16 protein-coding genes are annotated in these 22803 nt (G+C 35.4%); 7 read left to right on the forward strand and 9 right to left on the reverse strand.

The genetic code is table 11. The features are described 5' to 3' along the window. The first annotated feature begins 7 nt into the window (after positions 1-7). The 4 genes from KYG33_RS07195 to KYG33_RS07210 all read left to right on the forward strand — a co-directional run bounded on the left by KYG33_RS07195 (position 8) and on the right by KYG33_RS07210 (position 4587). Positions 8-3160 (forward strand): peptidoglycan-binding domain-containing protein, encoded by a 3153-nt coding sequence (locus tag KYG33_RS07195; protein ID WP_219072938.1) that lies wholly within the window; start codon positions 8-10, stop codon positions 3158-3160. Between the two features lie 11 nt (positions 3161-3171). Then, complete coding sequence (locus KYG33_RS07200; protein WP_077418665.1) at positions 3172-3624, forward strand: hypothetical protein; 453 nt, start codon at positions 3172-3174, stop codon at positions 3622-3624. Positions 3625-3814: 190 nt separating this feature from the next. Next, the gene (locus KYG33_RS07205) at positions 3815-4072 is read left to right on the forward strand and encodes a hypothetical protein (RefSeq protein ID WP_219072939.1); all 258 of its coding nucleotides are present in this window, start codon (positions 3815-3817) and stop codon (positions 4070-4072) included. Beyond that, a complete protein-coding gene (locus KYG33_RS07210; protein WP_180564111.1) occupies positions 4069-4587 on the forward strand; it encodes an HD domain-containing protein in 519 nt (172 codons plus the stop codon). The genes KYG33_RS07205 and KYG33_RS07210 overlap by 4 nt, the downstream gene beginning before the upstream one ends. Before the next feature lie 200 nt (positions 4588-4787). Here the strand turns inward: KYG33_RS07210 and KYG33_RS07215 are convergent, their stop codons facing one another. From KYG33_RS07215 to egtD, 6 genes are all read right to left on the reverse strand, one after another. After that, positions 4788-6695 (reverse strand): amidohydrolase, encoded by a 1908-nt coding sequence (locus KYG33_RS07215; RefSeq protein ID WP_219072940.1) that lies wholly within the window; start codon positions 6693-6695, stop codon positions 4788-4790. Between the two features lie 505 nt (positions 6696-7200). Continuing rightward, positions 7201-8358, reverse strand: a complete 1158-nt coding sequence (locus KYG33_RS07220) for a MalY/PatB family protein (RefSeq protein WP_219072941.1) — start codon at positions 8356-8358, stop codon at positions 7201-7203. Positions 8359-8369: 11 nt separating this feature from the next. After that, positions 8370-9935, reverse strand: a complete 1566-nt coding sequence (locus KYG33_RS07225) for an ABC transporter permease/substrate-binding protein (RefSeq protein WP_219072942.1) — start codon at positions 9933-9935, stop codon at positions 8370-8372. Further along, positions 9932-10852, reverse strand: coding sequence for an ABC transporter ATP-binding protein (locus KYG33_RS07230; RefSeq protein WP_219072943.1), 921 nt, complete (start codon positions 10850-10852; stop codon positions 9932-9934). Before KYG33_RS07230 ends, KYG33_RS07225 begins: the two co-directional genes overlap by 4 nt. A gap of 8 nt (positions 10853-10860) precedes the next feature. After that, positions 10861-12051 carry an ergothioneine biosynthesis protein EgtB gene (gene egtB, locus KYG33_RS07235; protein WP_219072944.1) on the reverse strand — a complete coding sequence of 397 codons (1191 nt, stop codon included), beginning with the start codon at positions 12049-12051 and terminating at the stop codon, positions 10861-10863. Positions 12052-12067: 16 nt separating this feature from the next. After that, positions 12068-13048 (reverse strand): L-histidine N(alpha)-methyltransferase, encoded by a 981-nt coding sequence (gene egtD, locus KYG33_RS07240; RefSeq protein WP_219072945.1) that lies wholly within the window; start codon positions 13046-13048, stop codon positions 12068-12070. Positions 13049-13402: 354 nt separating this feature from the next. Here egtD and KYG33_RS07245 point away from each other — a divergent pair, with 354 nt between their 5' ends. Then, entirely contained in the window at positions 13403-15799 is a 2397-nt protein-coding gene (locus KYG33_RS07245) for a hypothetical protein (RefSeq protein WP_219072946.1), read from the forward strand. Positions 15800-16315: 516 nt separating this feature from the next. After that, on the forward strand, positions 16316-17374 hold the full coding sequence (locus KYG33_RS07250; protein ID WP_219072947.1) for a serine hydrolase domain-containing protein: 1059 nt from the start codon (positions 16316-16318) through the stop codon (positions 17372-17374). A gap of 68 nt (positions 17375-17442) precedes the next feature. Here KYG33_RS07250 and KYG33_RS07255 read toward each other — a convergent pair whose 3' ends face one another. Both KYG33_RS07255 and KYG33_RS07260 read right to left on the reverse strand, forming a co-directional pair. Continuing rightward, positions 17443-18585: a serine hydrolase domain-containing protein gene (locus tag KYG33_RS07255; RefSeq protein ID WP_219072948.1), complete on the reverse strand. Its 1143-nt coding sequence runs from the start codon at positions 18583-18585 to the stop codon at positions 17443-17445. A 221-nt stretch (positions 18586-18806) separates the two neighbouring features. Continuing rightward, positions 18807-19328: a hypothetical protein gene (locus tag KYG33_RS07260; protein WP_219072949.1), complete on the reverse strand. Its 522-nt coding sequence runs from the start codon at positions 19326-19328 to the stop codon at positions 18807-18809. Between the two features lie 432 nt (positions 19329-19760). Here KYG33_RS07260 and KYG33_RS07265 point away from each other — a divergent pair, with 432 nt between their 5' ends. Then, positions 19761-20042, forward strand: a complete 282-nt coding sequence (locus tag KYG33_RS07265; RefSeq protein WP_219072950.1) for a helix-turn-helix domain-containing protein — start codon at positions 19761-19763, stop codon at positions 20040-20042. 79 nt (positions 20043-20121) lie between these two features. Here KYG33_RS07265 and KYG33_RS07270 read toward each other — a convergent pair whose 3' ends face one another. Beyond that, complete coding sequence (locus KYG33_RS07270) at positions 20122-22803, reverse strand: P-loop ATPase, Sll1717 family (RefSeq protein WP_219072951.1); 2682 nt, start codon at positions 22801-22803, stop codon at positions 20122-20124.

The following is a 22803-nucleotide window of genomic DNA, read 5'->3' on the forward strand; positions in this document are numbered from 1 at the left end:
CAATACCATGAGCAGACACAAAAAAACATTTGCGCCCAGGGCCGGCAGGGCCGATAAGCAAAAAACCAATAATAAAGAGGATAAAGAAAAGTCTGAGCAGATCACCGATCAGGACAGCAAAATATCTCTCGCAAAAACAGAAGTTACCCAAATAACGTATGTCCCTTTCAGGAACAGGGCATTTAAAAAAATCGAAAAAGGTTCATCCAGCATACAGTTTTCCAACAGCGGATTACATGTATTGGCTCTGAATAACGCACTCAACGCATTAGGCCACAATGTACCCGAAAACGAAGTTTCTTTTGGAGATAAGACTAAAATTGCACTGATCAATTTCCAACAACAAAATGGGATTACAGGCTCTGGAATCTTTGATAAGGAAACTTTGTTGAAAATGAATGAGGTAACAAAAAATTTAGATGAAGGGGAAACTATCAGAAAAGCCACATTACCAAATAAAAAAGCAGAATCGGACAAAAGAAATAAAGGTACATCTGAACCTGCATCTCTTTTAGAATCTAAGCTTGAAAGTCATGAACTTTTTCAATCATCTTTCCAAACAGGCAAAGATCCTATAAAATTAAAAAAATGTAACCCTGAACATGCACTTGATTATTGTTTAATTGTTAGCTTCATTCCCACTACAAACATCCCAAAAGGAAATACAATTGAAGGATACGTTATTTATTATCAGGCAGTATATGGTGGCAGTAAAGAGAATGCGATAAAAGTAGCTGAACGCTGGGGCGAAGACGGTAGAATAAACTTTGCAGGAGAGATCAAAGCAGGCGCACCAACAAATGTAAATGTACCTCTTGAGAAATATCTGGATAATCTTTTCTTTGGAGCACCGAAAAACGAATCTGCCAGAGAAGCTTTAAAGCAAAAATTATTAGGAATTGTAGACAATGATAAAGATAAAAAAAATGAAAAGGAAATTAACAGAGAAGAACTTAACAAATTTTTAACCAACGAATACAGTAAAATTACAGAGGATAGTGAATATATAGCACTAAAAAACAAATTAAAATCATTAAAAGCACCCGAACTATCTCCAAAGGGTAAAAAAGCTGCTGCGCTTTTAGAGAAAACCCCTAAAAATAGCGAAGCACAAGACATATTAATTGAAGAGTTTGAAAAATTCGGAAAAGAAATGGCTCTTTATATGCTTCAAATTAACAGGAAATTAATTCTTACTGAGGCAGAGAGACATGGTATTTGGTTGCCATATGGAGAACATAAAAATAAATTACAGGAACTTAAAACCGGTATAGAAGCTTATAAAAAACAAATGACTGCCATACAAGCTAGTCTGCCTAGTTTTAAAGAGCAGCAAAAGCTATATCAAGAAGCATACGATGCTGTTGGCAGGGATCCTTATGCAACAGACATTCATGATCAAAAAATAAATAAAGCATCAGGAATTGAAAGAAAATACTCTGCCAGAAATGAAATCTACAGATCTATTCCTATTTTATCAATAGGTGATGATTTCAACAATAAAGGACTGAAAGCCGAAAAGCAAGAATGGGCCCCTGATTGGGAAAATTTTGATTTCAAAACCGACGAACAAATTATAACTGATTTAAAAAACAGTATTATAACACAGTTGGAAAAAATAAATGAAGCTGAAGAAAATATAATAGATGAGGATTTAGATTTCATTTGGGATTTAGGAGAACTTATTCCTATTTCTATACAACAAGCGGGTATTTCCAGCAATAAAAATGCTGTAAAAGTTATACAAGATAAAGTCCGGCAGGAAGCTAAATATGAACTTATAAAAAATATTATTCTTATAGCCGGAGGTATCATTCTTTCCATTGTATCTTTAGGACAGGCCACTCCATTTTTATTAGCTATTTTAGCCAGCGGAGGTACTTTAGCGATTAGTACATATTATGTAAAACAGGAGATTCATGACTATAACTTAAACCAAAGTCTATATGATGCCTCAATACAAGTCGGACAGGTACTGCAAGGTGACGATCCAAGTCTGGCTTGGCTGGTGCTCGCCATTGCGGGTGCTGCGTTAGATGCAGGATCATTAGCAAAAATACTAAGATCAGCTAAACCTATTTCTGTGGCAGCCAAAGCATTTAATGATGCCGACGATGCTACTAAAGCATTAGCCACATTAGAAAGTGATCTACTTAAAATCGAGGGTCTTGAAATAAAAGTAAGGGAAAATATTATTAAACAGGCTAAAATACAAGCCCAACAGCAAAAAATACTGGCTGGCTTTGTAAAAGCAAGGCAACTTACTTACGTAACAATACCAGGTTTAGCACAAACAGGCGAATTATTAGCCAGAGCAGTATTTGCTATTCGGAAAGGAATTGTTACATTTGATAGTTTTGTAGCCGAACTCAAACTAGCCAAACTCATAAGTGATACAGGATTAACCCCTGAACAATTGCTTTTGGTTAAAAATACCTTTGAAAAAGCAAAAACTTTAGCTAAAGATGACAAGCTGGCTATTGAACTTGAAAAAGCAATAGCAGATAATGACCTTGTAAAGGTGAAAAGTTTGCTAGAAGAAACTGAGAAAATTAAAGGTGAAAAACCGGTCAAAAATACTAATTTAGATGAATCAAAATCACCTAAAGAAAAGGAAACAAATTCCAGAGAGAGCAAGATTGAAGAAGAAGATATTTCTATTCCCTCTTCAATTAAAACAACAGAACAAATAATTACTGAAGCATCAGATAAATTATCTCAAATAATACCTGGTCTCTCAAAAGATCAAGCAACATTTATCTTAAAACAGGCATTTTCTAGAAACTCTTCTGTTATATTTGGTGGTAGTAGAATAAGAGGTAATTATACTCTAACAAGTGATTTAGATGTTGGATTTGGTCAATTGACAAGCTCTCAAGCAGGAAAAATAATAAAATCAAATAATGCTATTTTTGATGCCGGAAAAATTGAAGGATGGTTAAAAATGGAAACGACTAAAATAATTCCAGGTAATGAAACAAAAAGTATTGAAAGAATTACAACTCCTGAAGATTTTTTTCAGAGATCTGGTGTCAGATCAGCAGAAGATGCAAAAGCAGGTGAAGCATATGGTCCATCAGGATCTATTACAGTTGAACCAGACGGAAATATTTTTAAAATAGATATAAATGGAAACCAAACAAATATTAAATTAAATTAAAGATAAATAAGATGCAAGTATACATTAATAATCAAGAAACGAATTCTCAACATTTATTCTATGATGAACATTACTATGAAAAATATATTGAAAACAAAGAAATATATCAATTTGATATAAATATTGAGCTAGATATTTTCAATAAAATAATGCAACCCAAGTATGAAGAATTGTTGAATGAATTAATAGAAGATGATAAACAAACCGGTGAAAACTATGCCTTAGAATTATTTGAAAATCTTACTGAATATCCTTCTTATGAAGATATTTTGAATGACTCAAAAATTGGAATGAAAGAAAAAATGAGCTATCTTAATACTTTTTTTATATCACAAATTTTGAATGTGTATTTTAGTCAGAAAAGTAACTTTGATAATAAACGTTGGGTAATAAGGGAAGTTTTGTATCTAAATCAAAAAGAAAATAATGTTATAATCAAGGGTAATGCCCAAAAAATAGATTAATTATAGTAGTACAAACAAATTATTCTATTCTTAATATTATCAATAAATTGTATCAAGGTTAGCTCAAAAATGAGCTAACCAGCTCTCCGAAGTCTCCCGACTTCGGAGAGTTTTATTTCAAACAAATCGCTAAACAGGCTGCAGAATATAAAAAAATAAAAACACCAAAAAAATATAAATTTACTTGAAAATGAATAAAAAAGATACAATAGAAAAAATTTTATATTATCACTTTGAAATAGAAAAGATCAATAATAAGGAACACTATTCACTACTAAGAGCGGTAATGTATAAAGACACAGGATTGCAGGGAGAAGAATACTATAATGGAGAATGGCATAGCGAAAAAGCAGCATTAAGTTATTATCCGGATCCAACACCGGGAGAATTTGTAGATGAAATCAGAGCAAAAGAGATCATGAAAATAATAGATAAAGAAGTAAGATGAATTATAAAGACCAGCTGTATAATGCTAGAAAATTTGCAATAGAAAAACACAATCGTCAGCACTATGGAATATACCCCTATGAAATTCATTTAGGCAATGTAGTAAGTGTATTAATGAGATTTTCTATTCTCCCGACAAATCAAGAAAACACTGATATCCTGATAAGTGCATGGCTTCACGATATATTGGAAGATACTACAGTTTCAATTGAAGAATTAGAAAAAAGATTTGGAAAAAAAATTACTGAAATTGTGTATTCTTTAACTGATGGAGATGGTAAAAACAGAGAAGAAAGAAAAGACAATATGTATAATAAACTTATTCATAATCAAATTAGTATCATTGTAAAATTAGCTGACAGAATAGCTAATGTAGAGTTTTGTTTGATACAAAATAATAAGAAACTATATGATATGTATCAAAAAGAACAACCCAAACTTCAACAAATAGTATCGTCTAAAATGAATACAGAAATAGCAAATTCTCTATTAATCTACTTAAAAACATTACTGTAAAAAATCTCTATCCGAAATTGACTGCCTGATATATTTTTTTGTTACTGCTGCTAGTCAAAGCCACTATACTTTAGCTAAGAGGTATTATAAAGAGTTAAAAGCAAAGTATAAAATTATATTGGGTTAATGAATCAGAGCAGAAATCATCTGCTCTGATTGATATTTAGTTAGCAACTATTTAATTTTTTCAGAACTTATTATTATTTGCCTGAAAAAATCATGTCTTTTTCGGTCTCTGTCTTTCTATTCTGATCATAGGTATATACACATATACCGCCTACCCAGGTTTCCAATACCGGAATATCCCTCATTTTCATATATTGCAATGAAGGGGTATTTAACGAAAGCGGGTTCTGTTCCAATATAACAAAATCAGCAAAATACCCATTATCTAACGATCCCACCCATTTGTCTGCATAACATTGCCATGCAGCATCATAAGTAACCGCAATCAAAGCCTGTTCAGGAGTAAGACGTTCCGCACCATTTAAAACTTCAATATCCTTTGGATTCTTTTCCATGATTCTGGTAATTGATTGTTCCATCATTCTCAAAGGACCTAACGGACTCACCTCATTATCACTGTGAAGGGTAATTCTCATTCCGGCAGCAAGCGTTGAACCGCAAAGATCGAGCATTTGTGCCTTTGCACCGAATATTACTTCCTTAAAAGCATATCCCCAGTACCCTACGTGTCCGATTAGGAAACTTGGTGAAACTCCCATCTGGAGCATATTGGTAATCTGATCTGCAGTAAGAAGTGAACAATGTTCTATACGGTTACGAAGCTCCGGACCTTTATATTGAGCCAGAGTACGCTGATACGCATTGATGGCAAATGTTACTGCCTGATCACCATTGGCATGAACCATTAATGGCCAGCCTTTTACCGCTACCACAGAATTGATCAATGTATTATAGCTTGGCGGAATTGTATGGGCAGGAATACCAGTCTGCGGGAAATTAAATACCCCTGTATTATTGGCAGGATCACACAGGTATGGAGCACTCTGATATCCGGTTAATCCCTGGTTTGAGCCATCTGAAACCACTTTAATATGTCCATAATATACAGGTTTATAGTGTTCCGGCTCTTTATAAGGTTCCAGTTTATCTACATCCTCCTGATTGGAACAAAGATGTGCCCCACCCGTTCTTACCACCTCAGGATGCGTCTCAAAATATTTGGTTAAAAGTGTTACCGAGCCCTTATTAAGCCCGGCATCATACATAAAAGTAACTCCTCTTGAATTGGCCGTGTTAAAAAGCTCCGTAAGATAACGGTTGATCTCTATGCTCATTGCAATGATCTGCAGCTTTATGGTCTTCAATGCCGGAGTCATCTGTAAACCTTCCTGCAGCTGGCCTTTCGTTTCGCTGATATATTTGTCAACAGTTTTATACTCACTTTTTATATCAGGATTATGATCAAACACATACTCTAATGCCTTCGTATTCAGATAAAGGGTATGCATTGAGGCGCTTAACAGCATCATAGGAGTATCATGATTAATCGTATCAAGGATGACATTATCAATCGTTATTAACTCTTTTTTGCCTTCTTTTTCCGTAAATGGCATTAAAGAAGGATCCAATCCTCTTCCTAAAATAACCGCTCCAGGAATTTTTGGAATGTGCCCGTTGATAATGGCCCCAACAGAAGTCAAATCGTATATTGCTTTTAAATTCTGTCCGTCAAAAGGACTCAGATCCAGCCAGCCGGTCATCATTGCCGTAGGAATCATATGAACATGGGGTTCTATCAGTCCGGGAAGTAAAGTTTGAGTGCCTGTCAATTCTTTTCTTTGAAATCCTGAATGTTTGTCATTCATATAGGTTTCTACCTGATCTGCTGTACCGGTGACAACAACTTTTCCATCAGCAAATCCAATGGCTTCAATGGTATCCGTTGATCCACCGATCATAGGCAGAATAGTACCTCCACTTACCATCAGTGTTTGTGGTTTTTCGTGGGTTGCTTTTCCGGAACCGGGATTAATTTTCGTCAGATTTTCTGCACTGAAAAGTTCTTCTTTAAGAACATCTAAAACAGGATTGTGGCATGAGCAATGGGTGCAGCCATGCGTGTGATTGTGTTGTTTTTCCATAAGAATAATTTGGTTTTAAGTGTATGGTTTAAGCTTATTTTCTGCGTATCTATTTTTAATAAAACATTGTCTTTAGCACACAGAAAGACAACCTTGTATCGGACAAGATTTATTATATTATTAAAATTAAAAAGGATTATTTTTAAGATATTATATTTAAATAAATACTTATGTATGAATAATTTTCATCTATTTACATGTATTAGTTTATTTTATAAAAATAACAAAAATATTCTTTCAACACACTTTCTTCACTCAATATTGATTATTTTTTTCTGTCTAAATTTTTAATTTACAGTACATTTTTATTTAATTCACACTTACAGCATGTAATTTTCAACATATCACAATGCATTGCCACTCAAAACCGTCATGTTCTAACAACTTGTAAACACAATTAAACCAATAGTCAGGTTGTCTAAATAAAGTAAGCGCCAATTTGTGAAAATTGGCGCTTACTTTTTATCTCATTAATTCCGGTTACCATTTTTCCTGGTTTCCCGCTTTATTCCTTCAAAGATTTTTTTAACCGCTCCAGACCTTCCGTCAGGAGCTGCCTTGGACAACCGATATTGATTCTCAGGAAACCTTCTCCATTTTTCCCGTACATTGTTCCGGAATTAAGCCAGACTTTACCCTCCATCAGAAGAATTTTTGACAATTCATCAGAAGTTTTACCAAATGAGCGGCAATCCAGCCAAACCAGATAGGTTGCTTCCAAAGAAATTACTTTGATGGCAGGCAGATGTTCACCGCAAAAATCTCTAAGAAATATAAAATTCTGATATAGATAGTCTTTAAGCTCACCCATCCATTCATTTCCTTTTGTATAGGCTGAAATCAAGGCTTCTATTGCAATTGGGTTTGGATAGCTGTTTTCCTGAAGCTCTAAAGTCTTACGGGTCTGTTCCAATATATTTTTGTCCCGGGAAATCAGGTACGATATTGGTAAACCTGAAAAATTAAAAGTCTTACATGGTGAACCGCAAGTCACCGATTGCAGCTCATCATTCTGAGCTACCGAAACAAACGGAATATGCCGCAGATTATTAAAAATCAAATCAGAATGAATTTCATCAGAAACCACCATCACATTATTCCGTGAACAAATCTCCGCTATTTTTTCCAAATCTTCTCTTGTCCAGACTTTTCCCACCGGATTATGCGGATTGCAGAACAACAAAAGTTTAGTTTTCGGATCAGAAGCTTTTTTTTCCAGATCATCAAAATCAATGGTGTAATCTCCTCCTTCATATTTCAAATCATTGCAGACTATATGACATCCATAATTTTCTAAAATGGTGAAAAAGTGATTGTAAACAGGAGTCTGCAAAATAATATTTTCATCAGGCTTCACAAACGTACGAACGATGGCTGAAAGCGATGGAAGAATCCCCGTTGCAGGCAAAAGCCAGTCTTTTTCTATGGTAAAATGATGATTTGTTTCCCACCAATCAATCACTGACTGATGAAAGTCTTTAGGAATTGTACCATATCCGAAAATACCATGAGAAACCTTCTCAGCGATAGCCTCAATCACTTCCGGAGCGGTTTTAAAGTCCATATCAGCAACCCACATCGGTAAAATATCTTCTCTTGCCCAATCCCATTTTACAGAATCGGTTCCTCTTCTTTCTATAATTTCGTCGAAATTGTATTTCATGTTTAGGGTCATTATTTTGGATCCAGATAATTTTTCAGGTCTGAAATATTTTTAATTTTAAGTTCATCAGCCTGTTTTTTCCGCATCATCAAAGCATAAGAATTATTAAAACCAAGTGGCTGCAGCCATTCAATCCCGTACTGTTTCTGGAATTCCAGATTGACATAGTCGAACGTTTTTTCCGGGCTTTTAGAAACTTCTTCTATCGTTTTTGCCGAAGGTTTCAGCAAAACCAAAAGTCCGGTTCCTGTATATTCGGGATAAAAATCAATCGCATCATTCACCAGAGCATCAAAGCAGATTTTCGTTCCGCCAAGCCCTGTTTTCGTTTCCACTTTATAATCCGTGTAGCCTTCAATGAGCATTTTGTAAATTTCGGTAAGAATATATTGCTCACCAAAAATTTTTGAACCGATTTTTATGGTTTGAGAATTTCCTTTGCGTGGATTTTTATACAAATGTGTTTTTAATAAAAAATCTTTGGCGATTTTCTCAGGAGTCTGTTTGAGATAATCCGCTTTATAATTCAGATCTGTCATGATTGAATCATTGAATTTCCCAGCTAAAAGATTCAATGTTTTTTCCAGTTCAGGAAACTTTTTCAGAGTTTTTGTTTTGATTACCGGAGCAGCAAAATAAGGAGGGAAAATCTTCTTGTCATCCTCCAGAACATACAAATCAAAAGCTTTGATTCTGCCATCTGTGGAATATCCGCTGATGAGGTCCAGTTCTTTTTCGTAGGCTGCTTTGTACATAATGGCATCACTTACAACCAGCGGATGTGCATCAAGCCCATACACCGAACGAAGTCCCAGATCCCCATCCTGCCGTCCCATAAACTCAGGCGTAAAGCCTGCTTTAAGCTTATGATCCGACACGGAAGTCAAAAGATAAATAATGCCGATAATCACCAATACTACAGGAACAATATATTTTAATTTCTTTACGGACTGATAGCTTAATTTCTGCAAAACCGCAATGGTCTGATCTAAAAGAACAGCCAGTAACGCTGCAGGAATTGCTCCGGCCAGAATCATATTGGTATTATTGAGGGAAATTCCGCCAAAAATAAATTCACCCAAACCTCCCGCCGCCACAAATGAAGCTAAAGTTGCCACCCCAACATTGATGACTGCCGCAGTTCTGATGCCCGCAATAATGACAGGCATTGCCAAAGGAAGCTGAACTTTGAAAAGCAATTGTTTTCTATTCATCCCCATTGCTTTTGCGGCTTCAGTGACCGCCGGATCTACTTCCATGATTCCGGTATACGTATTTCTGATAATGGGTAAAAGCGCGTAGATCAGCAGAGCAACAATAGCCGGAGTTGCCCCGATCCCGAAAGCAGGAATCATAAATCCCAGCAAAGCAATGCTCGGAATAGTCTGTAAAATTCCTGCAATTCCCAAAACAGAACCTGATAATTTTCTTTTTCTAGCAATTAAGATTCCTAAAGGCACACCAATAATAATGGCCAGAAACAGAGACAAAAAAGTGAGTCCCAGGTGCTGTACAATCTGAGTAAGCAGTTTTTCATGCTGCTCTGTGACAAACTGCCAAAAACTTTGTTCACTCATACAGTCTGGAATTGTCGGTATTCATTAAAAGCTTTAATCAGATTTTCATAATCTCCGGAAAGCGAAGTATCTGCACTCAACTGCTGTAATGCATCCCATAAACCTATATTGTCTGAAAACTGAAGCTCTTCATAGAAACGATGACCATCAATCAGAGAAGTCATATCCTTCAATGTAGCCACTTTGTATTCCAGTAAAAGCCGGTTTTTGGCAAAGAAGTTTTTAACAAAATCATTTTGGGGCTGGTACAGCATTTCTTTTGGAGTTCCAGTCTGAATAATCTTTCCTTTATCCATCAGACAAATTTTATGACCTAAATCGAATGCCTCCTGAACATCGTGAGTAACCAGAATAATTGTTTTATTTTTAAGCTCTTCCAGTGATTTGAATTCTGTATGAATATCGCTTTTGGTAATATTATCCAATGCTCCGAACGGTTCATCCATCAACAAAACAGGCGAATCGGCAATCAAAACACGGGCAATTCCCACTCTTTGCTGCTGGCCGCCGCTTAATTCGTTAGGAAAACGTGTAAGGATCTCTTCTGAAAGATGAAGCTTATGCAATAATTCACGGATTTTACCATCCGTCTTTTTTTTGTCCCATTTCAGTAAATCGGGAATGACTGCTATATTCTGTTGTATAGTATAATGGGGAAATAACCCGGAATGCTGCATGACAAAGCCAATTCCCATCCGTATCTCTTCCACTTTTTGGGACTGAATATTTTTACCGTCAATCAGAATAGTTCCGGAATCCACTTCGATAAGACGATTTATCATTTTCAGCATGGTTGTTTTTCCGCAGCCGCTTGTTCCTAAAAGCACCAAAATTTCCTTATCATTGGCCTGAAAAGAAATAGCATCCACTGCTTTTTTTCCGTTAAAACTTTTTGAAACCGATTCAACTGTAATCATAGGTAAAATTATTGTGCAAGTCTGATTCCGGTAAACTGCCACTGTAAATGAGTCTGGAAAAAGTTCCGATAGGTATTTCTGCTGTGCCCGTGCGGAGTTGCTGCTGAAGCACCACGAAGCACCATTTGATTCACCATAAATTTCCCGTTATATTCTCCTACAGCTCCTGCTTCTTTTTTATATCTCGGATACGGAAGATAAGCAGAATTGGTCCACTCCCAGCGTTTTCCCCATTCCAAATGCGCTGATGCCACTTCCCATTCAGCTTCAGTTGGCAAGCGTTTTCCTTTCCATGAAGCGAAAGCAGAAGCTTCGAAAAAACTGATATGGCAGACGGCTTCCTTCAGGTCGATTTCCTGTAAGCCGTTTAACGTATAATTCATCCATTTTCCATCAATACAATGCCAGTATAAAGGGGATTTTGCATTATTCTGTTTTACCCAATCCCAGCCTTCGGCATGCCAGTGTCTGAAATCTTCGTAACCGCCAGCTTCAATAAATTCTAAATATTCTTTATTAGTCACTAATTGGCTGCAAATCTTAAAATCATTCAGATATACTTTGTGTCTTCCGAGCTCATTATCAAAACAAAAACCTTCACCCTTAAACCCAATTTCATAAATTCCTTCTGGAAAACTTATCATTTCAAAATTTCCAGCAGTTTCTTTTTTTGAAGTATTTTCCTTTTTGTAAGCAGGAAATAAAGGATTGTGACCTAAAATATATTTGATGTCTGTCAGTAACAGTTCCTGGTGCTGCTGTTCGTGGTTTAAGCCCAATTCCAGTAAAGATTCCAGTGATTCAGTAAGATATCCGTTCTGAAGAAATTCATCCATCTTCTGATCTACATATTCACGGTATTTAAAAACATCTGAAACAGAAGGACGGCTCAGATTTCCCCTGTCGGTACGGATTACACGGGCACCGATGGTTTCGTAATAACTGTTGAACACAAAATTATACTGAGGATCAAAAACCTCATATCCCGGAAAATTGGGCTGCAAAATAAAGGTTTCAAAAAACCAGGTTGTGTGGCCTAAATGCCATTTCGGAGGACTCACATCCACGATAGGCTGAACTACGTAATCTTCAATTTCCAGAGGACTGCAGATCTCAACGGAATGATTCCGGATTTCGGAATATTTTTTTATCCAGTTTTTATGAGGATTTGCCTGTACAAGTAATGCATCTTTTTTCATAAAAAATCATTTTAAATTATACCATCCAGATAGAATCTACAAACCAGTTTTTAGTATCTCTAATTTCAACAAGAATATGAAAACCTGACTCTACAGCCAGTTTTTTGATATCCTGTTCCGAAAATTTCTGAGAAACCTCCATATCAATCAGCTCATCTTTTTTAAAATGAAACAAATGATTTCCCACATGTACTTCCTGATCATAAAGGCTCACCAAAAAACTTCTGCAGGCTCCTGAAATGGGGTCATAGTTTTGATAGTGCTGAAAATTTTCCACCTTGAAATCAGCTTTCAGTTCCCGGTTGATTCTGGTAAGAAGATTAAGATTGAACGAAGCGGTAATTCCCGCAGGATCGTTATAAGCGGCAAGAATGGTGTTTGGATTTTTCTTGAGGTCAAAACCTACGAGAAACAAATCTCCGGCATTCAGTTTTCTTTTCACTTCATTGCAGAAATGTCCGGCTTCCTCACTTTCCATGTTTCCGATATTCCCGCCTAAGAAAAGGACCACTTTTTTCCTTTTCGAAATACCGGTGGCTTTATCAAGCATATCAAAATACTCTCCTTCCAATGGTAAGATTTCCAGTTCAGGAAGTTTTTTCTTCAGGTTTTCCTGCAAAACAGAAAGAATATTTCCCGAAATATCAATAGGCATATAGGTGAAATCTGTTCCTTTTTCTACTAAATTTTTGAGAAGGTAAGATGATTTCATCGCATCGCCTGCTCCCAATTCTATCAGATCAAAAGATTCATTGATATTGGAAATCGCTTTTGCTAGTTCTTCTGTTTTATTTTGAAATATGTCCAGCTCACAATTGGTAAGATAATATTCAGGCATGACCATAATCTGCTGGAAGAGGTGGTCTCCTGTTTTGTCATAAAAATATTTTGAAGATAATTTTTTCGGATGAGCAGACAGACCTTTTAAGACATCCGCGCCGAAGTTATCGGAATAATCATTCTTAAGACGATAATTCTGTTTTACCCGCATATTCATAGTTTATATTTTGGTTTGGTTCTTCATTGAATACAACTATCTTGCCGACACCGGAATTACTTCCCGTCCTCTATAAGCTTCTCCAATTCATGTAATTAAAGATAGGTTTTATTTGCGGTTTTTATCCTACCACATCTTATGTTATTGATAAAATACTGAACAGTTGTAAAAGGGTTGTTATCATCAAACCGCTTTATCAGTACCGTTTTTCCGAAAAAATTCTTCTACAGATTTTACTGTTAAAAACCTATCCATTAAAATCTGAAAGAAATACGCCTGAAATTGGGTCAATATCAATTTCCGAATCCTTTAAATGATTACTTTAGCATAGAATTAAAATGCGCTGAGATTTTTATGAAAAATATATTCTGTGTATTGCTTATCTCAATGGTAACGCCTGTACTGGCACAAACCAAATTAGAAAAAGCAATTACCAATCTTGAGAATAATTACGAGCAGGAGAAAGTATACTTACTTACCGACAAATCCCAATATGCCGCTGGTGACAAAATCTGGTTCAAAAGTTTCGTATTTGATGGCTATAACCGTTCTGCATTATCTACTACCCTGTTTGTAGAATTGTACAATTCTGATAAAAAATTAATAGACTGGAAAACGGTACTTCTTACTAATGGGGAAGGCAGCGGAGATTTTCAACTAAAAGAAGACCTTCCTGAACAGGTTTATTTTGTAAGAGCTTATACGCCTTACATGACTAATTTTAACGAAGATTTTCAGATTGTTAAAACACTTCCGGTTTACAACCCAAATTCCACAGAATCATTAGTGATTGCTAAAAATTCTGATTGGTCTGCAAAAATGTTTCCGGAAGGAGGAACTTTCATTAACGGGATGCCTACCAAATTTGCAGTAAGATTATCTGCCAGTTCTTTACCGGAAAACTGGACCGGAAAAATAATTGATGTACAAAATCCAAAAACTCCCGTCACTACATTTAAATCTTTTGATAAAAATGTGGCTTCCTTTACAATAACTCCGGCATCCGGAAAAAAATACCAGGCTGTTATCCAGGATAATGCAGGGAAAAGCCAGACCATAGATCTGCCACAAGCTGCAGACAGCGGCCTGAATGTAGAAGTTCACAGCTCTAAAGAAGGGATTAAATATACTTTAAAAGGCGTTAATCTGAAACAACAGCTGCAGGGTTATAAAATTGTAGGACTTATCAATAACCATCTTGCTTACAGAGCAAATATCAACCATTTAACCAACGAGGCATCAAGTCTTATTCCCACAAAAATCAGCAACGGAGCCAACGGTGTTTTGCAATTGGCCATTTTTGATGAGCAGGACAATCTTGTGGCCCAAAGACTTTGCTTTATAAAACCTGGTGATTTAAAGATTGAAAAAGCAGAAATCATAGCTCAGAGCTTAAAACAAACCCCAAGATCTTTCAACAGCATTGATCTTTCTCCGGAGTCTTATTTTAAAAATTATACGGTTGTAGTGAGTGAAGATGACGGCAGCACCTCCACTCCGGAAGAAGAAAATATCCTTAGCGGACTTTGGCTAACGGGAGATTTTACTTCAAAAATAGACAGCCCGGCACAATATTTTTCCAAAAATGCCAATAGTGAAGCTTTGGACGCACTGCTTATTTCCGAAAACTGGAAGAGATTCGACTGGAATTCCGTACTCAGCGGAACTGCCCCTGTCATGAAAACCCAATCTCAGCAATATCTTTCTTACAGAGTAAAGCCTATTAAAAACAATGCTCTACTCATCAACTCTGATGTAAATTTAGTATTGCAGTTAGGGAAAAATCAACCGGCCTTTAATCAATTTAAAACAGATCAAAACGGGTATGTTTATTTAAATAATCTTAACAATGATGAACCTGTGAATGTTTCATTATTCGTCAATTCAGAAAATAAAGAATCAGATACTGATAATTTATTCGTCACTGTAGAACCTCTGGTAAATCCTTCAGAATTTAAAGGTAATTTCCCGGGCACAAAATATACATTGATAAAAGCTGCTAAAAACAAAACCCTTCCTCCGGCAATTTCCAGAGCCATTAATACTCAAAAAAATTATAAAAAAACAGAGGGTAATGATATCCAGATTCAGGAAGTAGCATTGGTAGGAAAAAAGAAAGACCCAAAAGAAGAATTAGATAAGCAGCTCTCCACCGGAATGTTCAGTTCTGTAAATTCTACGGTCTTCGATTTCGTGAATGAAGACCAGCATGCTTCAGGATCTACCAATATATTAGACTGGCTGCAGGGAAGAGCTGCCGGATTAACGTTTCAAAGAAATAATTCAGGAGTAAACGTACCGTACATCCGGGGCCAGCAGGCTAAGCTGTATTTAGATGAGGTACTTACTGACCCTACCATGATTTCAAACATGCCTGTTAATAATATTGCGATGGTAAAAATTATTAAAGGCTCAGGGTTAATAGGTGATGCCGTAGCCATCTACACCATGAAAGGAAATATGAAGTCCAAAAGTAATGAAAAGGAAGCACCAAAGAACAACTCAGCCATCATCAAAGGATATGACAAACCTTCAGAGTTTCCTATTGAAATGATAAATGATGACGCTCCGGAAAAAATTGAAAATGACACCAGAGAAACCCTTTACTGGAATCCGAATTTATTTGACAGCGATTATGTTCCACCGAGAATTAAATTCTTTAATAATGATAGTGCAAAACAATATAAAGTACTGATCATAAGTTTTGATGAAGATGACCATCTTCTTTATGATCAACAGATTTTGAAATGAGAAAAAGAGGCTTTTTCAGCCTCTTTTTAATTTTGAAGCGGGAAGCTGAAGGAAGGAAGTTATGATAGTTATAGAAGTAGCTGTCTGTATTTTTTAAAGAATGATAACTTTCGTCTTTGTCATTACTACGTGAAGTGGATTCCGTTTTTGCTCCCTTAAAATATGATATTGAAATTATAAAATATTGCGTTACATTATTTCATTCTTTCTTATATTTTACAGATTCCTTTTTTTTATCTGTATGTGCTGTCTGTTGCTGGAAATCCTATATAAAGTAGTTTTCAATTCAAAATCTTCTTTCAATACTGCTTTTAAAAAGCATACAGCAAACACACTTATACAATATCGTAACCTACTACAAAACAACACCTTGTAATTACTCGTACTTGCATCTTACATTACCCGAACGCATTTTTTCAGGCCAATGAGGCCGAATACTTTTATTCGGTCGCGTAGAGGTAAGCACTTCCACATCTTTGTATCGAAATCATTTTTAACCATTAAAATAACGATACAATGAAAACTTCATTTACCTTTTTAGCAGTACTATTACTGATGAGTACTTTTACTTTTGGACAGAACATTTCCAAAAAAATAGATTCAATCATCAAAGACAATTATCAGAAGAATCCGGACGTGGCCATCAGTGTTGGATTTATCAGCAATGATGAAGAATATTATACGGCTTATGGAAAACTTAGCAAAGAAAGTCCTGTTGACGTTAATAAGAATTCCATATTTGAAATTGCGTCTATTACTAAAATTCTGACGTCCAATTTAATTGCCCAGGCCGTTATTGAGAACAAGCTAAAACCAGAGGATTATATTGACAATTATCTGCCTAAAGGTTATATTTTACAGAAAAACCTCAAAAACAAAATCAAAATTTCAGATCTGGCTTCTCATCAATCCGGCCTGCCAGATATAGATTTTGCTAAATTAATAGAATTAAATCCGCAGCAGCCTGTAAGCAATGTCACAGAAAAAACCCTGACTTCCATTGTCAACAACTGCAATGAACTTATTGATTATGGCAAATACCGCTATTCTACGATTGGTTATACACTGCTGGGACAGATACTGGAAAAGGTGTACGGTAAAAGCTATGATGAAGTAATTCGTGAAAAAATAATCATTCCTCTGCAGATGACCAACACCTTGACAAAAGATTTCAATGTTAGGAATATCACAGCGGGTTATAATCCCAATGGCGGTATTCAGGAATTTTTCAAGTGGAACATTACCGCATCGGCAGGATTGGTAAAATCAAATGCTTCGGATATGCTCACGTATCTGAAAGCGGTTCTCACCAACGGAAATCCAATATCTGAAGCCGCAATGCTCACCGAAAAGCTCTACTATAAGGATGAAAAAAGAGAAATGGGACTCGGCCTTACCATTAATACTGATGACCAGAATACCATTTACCTGAAGTCCGGCGATTCTATGGGCCAATCTTCCATCATCTGCTACAACAGAGCAAAAAAATGGGGCATAATTATCCTTTTAAATCAAAGAAATTCTAAAATGAGACAAAACCTGCTGAATGAGATCTACGAGAAAGTCCTGAAATAAACCTCCTAAGCCATCATACAAAAATCCAGAAAACACTTTTCTGGATTTTTTCATTGTACTATTCTGCTTCAGTTTGCTTTTATTCTTTTTGCCCAGCTCTGATAAACAGGATACCAAACCCGATCTCCGTTGGAACCATTACAGAGAATCACAATACTGCTCTTTGTGGGCAAATGCATAAACAAGCCAGCACTCCAGCCTTCATTCTCTCCGGTATGTCCTACTGTTTCAAGCTCCTCATAATACATAAAACGATATCCAAGGCCACTCTTTCCTTTATCGGAAAATGGCAAAACAGATTTTTCCATCAATTGTACGGTTGACGGTTTTAACACTTTGTGCAGTTGGTTGGGCTCATAGTTTAATGACAATTCTGCAAAATGTGCCAGGTCCAACACTGTTGTCTGCAGTCCTGCGGCAGCCTGTTCTGTAAATATTCTGTTCTTTATAGGCTTACCCGAAGCATCATAAGCTGTTGCAGAATTTTTCATCATTTCTTCCGTCCATTCATAGGTAGTATGATTCAATCCTAAAGGTTTGAATACGTTCTTCTTCATATAATCTGCAAATTTCTCCTTCGTTCTTTCTTCGAGCATCAGCTGTGCCAATGTATAGCCGCCACCCGAGTACTCCCATTTTGTTCCCGGCTCACTGATCAAACGCACGCTTTCCCCATTTCTTTTGGTCTTTCCGGAAAGGGATTCTTCCAGACTCAACAATTTTGTTCCTTGTTCAGAACCTCCATACCCATGTACCGAAAGTCCTGCCGTATGGCTGAGAATACGCCTTAAGGTCACTTTTGATATATCATATTGGGAAGCAGGCAGTTTCCAGCGGGTCAGATAGTCATTTACAGGATCATCCAGGTTTACAAGCCCTTTTTCTGTGAGCTGCATGAATCCCCATGCAGATACCATTTTGGAAACAGAACCCACATTAAAAATAGTTTCTGTGGTTACCGGCTTCTGATTTTCTTTATCAGCAAACCCAATACATTGTGTCCACACTATTTTTCCATTCTGAATCACAGCTATGGCTACCCCGGGAACATTGTTATTTCTGGCTGCTTCCAAACCAATCTGCTGAATTTCTGTATAGAGTGAATCCCTTTTTACCTTTTCAACCTCAACAACATTCTTTGTTCCCGAACAGGAAAGAAGAAATAAAGTAAAAGAAAACCCCAAGATGGATTGTATTATTTTGCCGTTCATTTTCTATTTGTTTACCATATTGACAACTTCAGGAATAATAACATTTGATTTTTACAAAGCCAGTTTTGATGTTTCCTTAACCTTTGTTGCGGTACTAAAAATACAAAGAATATCATCAGTATTATGCTCTGCTTCAGGAGTTTTCTCTTTTTCAGTTAAAAAACATCATTGTATGCTGGTGACCAATACCTGCAAACATAGCAGCTTCCCTCTTCCAGCCTCTACCTCCCTCTCATTTGAAGAATAAGGTGTGCAGCATCCAGCATTTTCAGCAAGTGGATATATGGGTTAACGAGATTCGTTTCCGGAAGCTTATCGTAGGCTCCCATTGAGAAATAAACAATCCCGGACATAAAATAATCAAACTCTTTGATGCTGTATTCTTTGAAAGCTTTTTTAAAAACCAGCAGAGGATTATGGTATTCTTTCTCCGAAAGCAGACCGAGAAATAGTGGAGAAGGATTTTCTACCGTGGTATCAACCACCCATTTCTTCCCCTCCAGATGGATGAGGTAGCACGCACGGACAAACGACCGCACTGCCTGATGAAACTGAAAGACTACCGACGGATCTTCATTGATCCAGCTATTTCGCTTTACGGCGTAATTCATAATGCTGTTTAACTTCTCTTTAGAGACAGCCAGCTCATTGAACCGGAAAAAGTTCTCCATCAGCTGTAGCCCGGAACGCTTCTTACCGCCTTTCCAAAGCTGAGGTTCAAAATGTGTGCTTGTATTTTTCATGCATTGTATTTCTTAAATGTTACAATATAAATCTGTATTCACGTGGAAGCTTGAAGCCGCAATGGATTGTACACTCCATTGTAATGGATCATGATACTTTACAAGATGAAGCAACTTAGAAAAAGATGATTGTAGAAAAGAAAAACAACATATAATAAAAACGGCATGGAACTCTACAATATCCGATCTGAGGTACTGGTATACCCTGCAACAGATAAGAGAGCCCACGCCTAGGTCGTGAGCTTCTAGCTTATCGTCTCGTTGCTTTAAAGTACCAGTTTTCAGATCGAGATTCTAAGCAATAGCTTCTATTTTTCGTTGAAGTATCGCAAAGCTACTTTATTGTAGCTTATTCGACAAATGTAAAAATATTTTTTAAATTATGTACTATAGTACATAATATTTTTTATTGTTTTTCATTCACTTTGAATTATGAATGAATCACTAGACGAAATTGAAAGATTTGTTATAAAGCGTATAAAAGAATTACGCGAAGTACAAGGAATTACTCAAGAAGAACTATCTCTTTCGATTGGAAAAAACATTGGATTTATTTCACAGATCGAAGCGCCTTCTAAAAAAGCTAAATATAATTTAATTCACTTGAATTTAATTGCTATAGCATTAGGCTGTTCTATTAAGGATTTCTTTCCTAATGAACCAATTAAAGAAAAAAAATACGACATTAGAGAAATTAAAGAAAAAAAATCCTGACAATGTCAAGATTTTTTTAAAAAAATATGCTTCATTATATATAAATACAAAATATTTATCAAAATAATTATAAAAGCAATCATTTTTTCCCAAACAATGCTTTATGCGCACCTGGACCTTTTCTTTTGAGCCCCATACCGATTAAATATAAATCTGGAATATGGTATCTTTTTTCCTTGTTTTTAGGAGTAAACTTATATTCATACAATACTCCTATATCTTCTAATCTTTTTTTTATTTCTGGAATTGGTAAAATTTTAAGTTCAGGTGTAGCATCAACGAGTTTACTTAAAGCATTTTCAAGAGTTGATTCTTCTATAGGAAATTGTTGATGATAATTACTCAAATTATCAAAAATACCTTTTAATATTGGATATTCTTCTTTTATATCTTGTACTCTATGCGTAGATACCTTAGACATAGCCATTTCCATACTTGCAGGTCTTAATGGATAATCACCCGTAAATTGTTTATTCTGAATTTGTACATTAGCGGTTTCACCAAATAAATTCAATAAACTTCTTGGTTGTATTTGTTTTTTAGTATCACTAACGTGATATAATATCCAATTATAAGGAAAAGCTTTATTATTTCCTCCCATATACTGACCTAATAACCGTTCTAACAATTTCCTATTATCTTGTTCAGCCAATTCTGGGATAATTCCTAAACTATTAATTGATTCCGACCTATCGCTAATCATATCCTTCATCCAAAGTGGCAATTTATTAGTTTGCCATACCCTTTTCCAGACAATATTTAATAATTGATCATAATCCCAACTAATTGTAGATATATGATTATTAAGCTTTACTTTATCAGTTAAATTCACTTCGCGCTCAAAAATGTCGTTTCTCATAAATATTTTTGTGCTAAGTCTACTTTGATATGTTTGTATACTCCTCCATACTTCTACTAAAGCACTTAAAATTCTTCCTCGAGAATCGCTTTCCTCACGTATTAATACATCAAGATAATCATAAATAACAGTTATATAGGTCTTTTCTATTTCTAAATCAGAACATATTTTTTTTATTTCATCATCAATATCTAATGGATCAAAAGTCCTGGCATTTTTAATAAATTCTTTCCAATCTTCTTGATAAACATTATTGTCCTTGCTTTTTTTAATGGATTTTAATAGTAAAAGTTTCCAAAAGTTTCTTAAAGTTTTATGGTCTTCACCCATAATACTTTCAAAAACAGATTCTGATGGATAGTCTGAAGTTCTATCTAACCCCTTTATCCAAGTTGAAGATTGCATTTCACCATCATTTATTTCACAATATGCAGCCAGGTCAATTGCAAATTCTTTATTTGAAAGAACAGCATACAAAGCTGTTTTACCAGCTCCTTTTTCACCTAGAATTAAATATTTATTTCTATCAAAAATAAATTTATAATCCTTTCGAGGGTAAAATTTATTTAATAAGTCTTCAGAAGTATGAAATTCATACTCAGCAGCTGACGAGCCTTCAGGAGAAATTGATGCAAGACCTTCTAGAAGCTCTTTTCCAATTTCAGCTGTTATTTCTTCTTGTGGCACTATCTCTTGTTTTTCCTCATATATAAGAGATGACATAGTCTTATACACATTATTTCCAGAATTTTCTTCAACCAAAGATTTTAATTTCTCTGAATTATTTAGAAGTACTGCTAAATTATTATATGGTACTTCTATTGGATAATGTGGAGCCGTTTCATCATTTATATATGGAGAGTCATCTTCATAGTATAAATCACTAAATAAATTATAAGAGTGTTGTAGAAAATAGTTTCTTTCATCTTCAGCGAGAGGAGATGCAGGTACTGGAGAATTTACTAAATAAAATTTCAGATTCTGTTGTTTAATTTTTGGAAGAATAGACTCTAAACCAAACATATTCTGGCGATTTCCATAAAAAAACAAAAAAGATTTGCTTGCATACCTTGTTAAAAATAAACCTCCTAAATCATTTAATCCTGTACGTGTATCAATAAGGATGAAATCTGGTTTTAGGTCTTTTTCAATACTTTCTAATAATATATCTATTGGAGAAGCTTGATTATTTTGAAAAGTTGCATTTACTTTGGAGAATTTACTCAAATATGAATTCTCATTTTCACTCATTAATGCAGCAGGAAATATCATAAGTTCCCCTCCTAAATTACCTACGATTTCTTGTCTATTAATATTATAGTAATAATTGCCAATTTCTAACTTATCTGACTCAAATTTAGTAGCCATTATATCAACAATAAAGTCTGTAACACCTTTAAATTGTTCTATATCAGGAAAATCGTTAGAAAATAAGGTTGCTAACCCAGGCGCTTCCAAGTCAAAGTCTAATAAAGCTACTTTTTTACCTTGTCTTGCTAGTTGAATAGCTGTTAAAACGAGACTAGTTGTCCTTCCCAATCCTCCCTTAAATGAATAAAAAGCAATAATAGGAATTTCACTAGAATATTTGTTCATTAAATCCCAATTCTGTAGACCAACGTGTCTATCTACGTACCAAACACAATCATTTAATTTAAAGGGTGGCAAGTAATTAGGATGATTGATATCATTATAAATAAAACCATCTTTGTCGATCTCAACAATTCTTTCAATAATTTCATTAAGCCTATCTTTCAAAATAATAGGGTAAGTTGGATCAGGATTTAGTAAGTATATTGAGAATCTTGCATGAATATCGCACACAATATATGCGCTACCTTGCTTTACAATTTCACAAGTTTCCAATTCAACTTTTTTCTTTATATCATCAAAACTATTCAT

Source organism: Chryseobacterium sp. D764 (genome assembly GCF_019317325.1).
In the GTDB taxonomy this organism is placed as follows: Bacteria; Bacteroidota; Bacteroidia; order Flavobacteriales; family Weeksellaceae; genus Chryseobacterium.

Bases quoted from the DNA above. Each gene is read 5' to 3' on its own strand.
- KYG33_RS07195 (WP_219072938.1), top strand. From the start codon at position 8: ATGAGCAGACACAAAAAAACATTTGCGCCCAGGGCCGGCAGGGCCGAT.
- KYG33_RS07200 (WP_077418665.1), top strand. From the start codon at position 3,172: ATGCAAGTATACATTAATAATCAAGAAACGAATTCTCAACATTTATTC.
- KYG33_RS07205 (WP_219072939.1), top strand. From the start codon at position 3,815: ATGAATAAAAAAGATACAATAGAAAAAATTTTATATTATCACTTTGAA.
- KYG33_RS07210 (WP_180564111.1), top strand. From the start codon at position 4,069: ATGAATTATAAAGACCAGCTGTATAATGCTAGAAAATTTGCAATAGAA.
- KYG33_RS07215 (WP_219072940.1), bottom strand. From the start codon at position 6,695: ATGGAAAAACAACACAATCACACGCATGGCTGCACCCATTGCTCATGC.
- KYG33_RS07220 (WP_219072941.1), bottom strand. From the start codon at position 8,358: ATGAAATACAATTTCGACGAAATTATAGAAAGAAGAGGAACCGATTCT.
- KYG33_RS07225 (WP_219072942.1), bottom strand. From the start codon at position 9,935: ATGAGTGAACAAAGTTTTTGGCAGTTTGTCACAGAGCAGCATGAAAAA.
- KYG33_RS07230 (WP_219072943.1), bottom strand. From the start codon at position 10,852: ATGATTACAGTTGAATCGGTTTCAAAAAGTTTTAACGGAAAAAAAGCA.
- egtB (WP_219072944.1), bottom strand. From the start codon at position 12,051: ATGAAAAAAGATGCATTACTTGTACAGGCAAATCCTCATAAAAACTGG.
- egtD (WP_219072945.1), bottom strand. From the start codon at position 13,048: ATGAATATGCGGGTAAAACAGAATTATCGTCTTAAGAATGATTATTCC.
- KYG33_RS07245 (WP_219072946.1), top strand. From the start codon at position 13,403: ATGAAAAATATATTCTGTGTATTGCTTATCTCAATGGTAACGCCTGTA.
- KYG33_RS07250 (WP_219072947.1), top strand. From the start codon at position 16,316: ATGAAAACTTCATTTACCTTTTTAGCAGTACTATTACTGATGAGTACT.
- KYG33_RS07255 (WP_219072948.1), bottom strand. From the start codon at position 18,585: ATGAACGGCAAAATAATACAATCCATCTTGGGGTTTTCTTTTACTTTA.
- KYG33_RS07260 (WP_219072949.1), bottom strand. From the start codon at position 19,328: ATGAAAAATACAAGCACACATTTTGAACCTCAGCTTTGGAAAGGCGGT.
- KYG33_RS07265 (WP_219072950.1), top strand. From the start codon at position 19,761: ATGAATGAATCACTAGACGAAATTGAAAGATTTGTTATAAAGCGTATA.
- KYG33_RS07270 (WP_219072951.1), bottom strand. From the start codon at position 22,803: ATGAATAGTTTTGATGATATAAAGAAAAAAGTTGAATTGGAAACTTGT.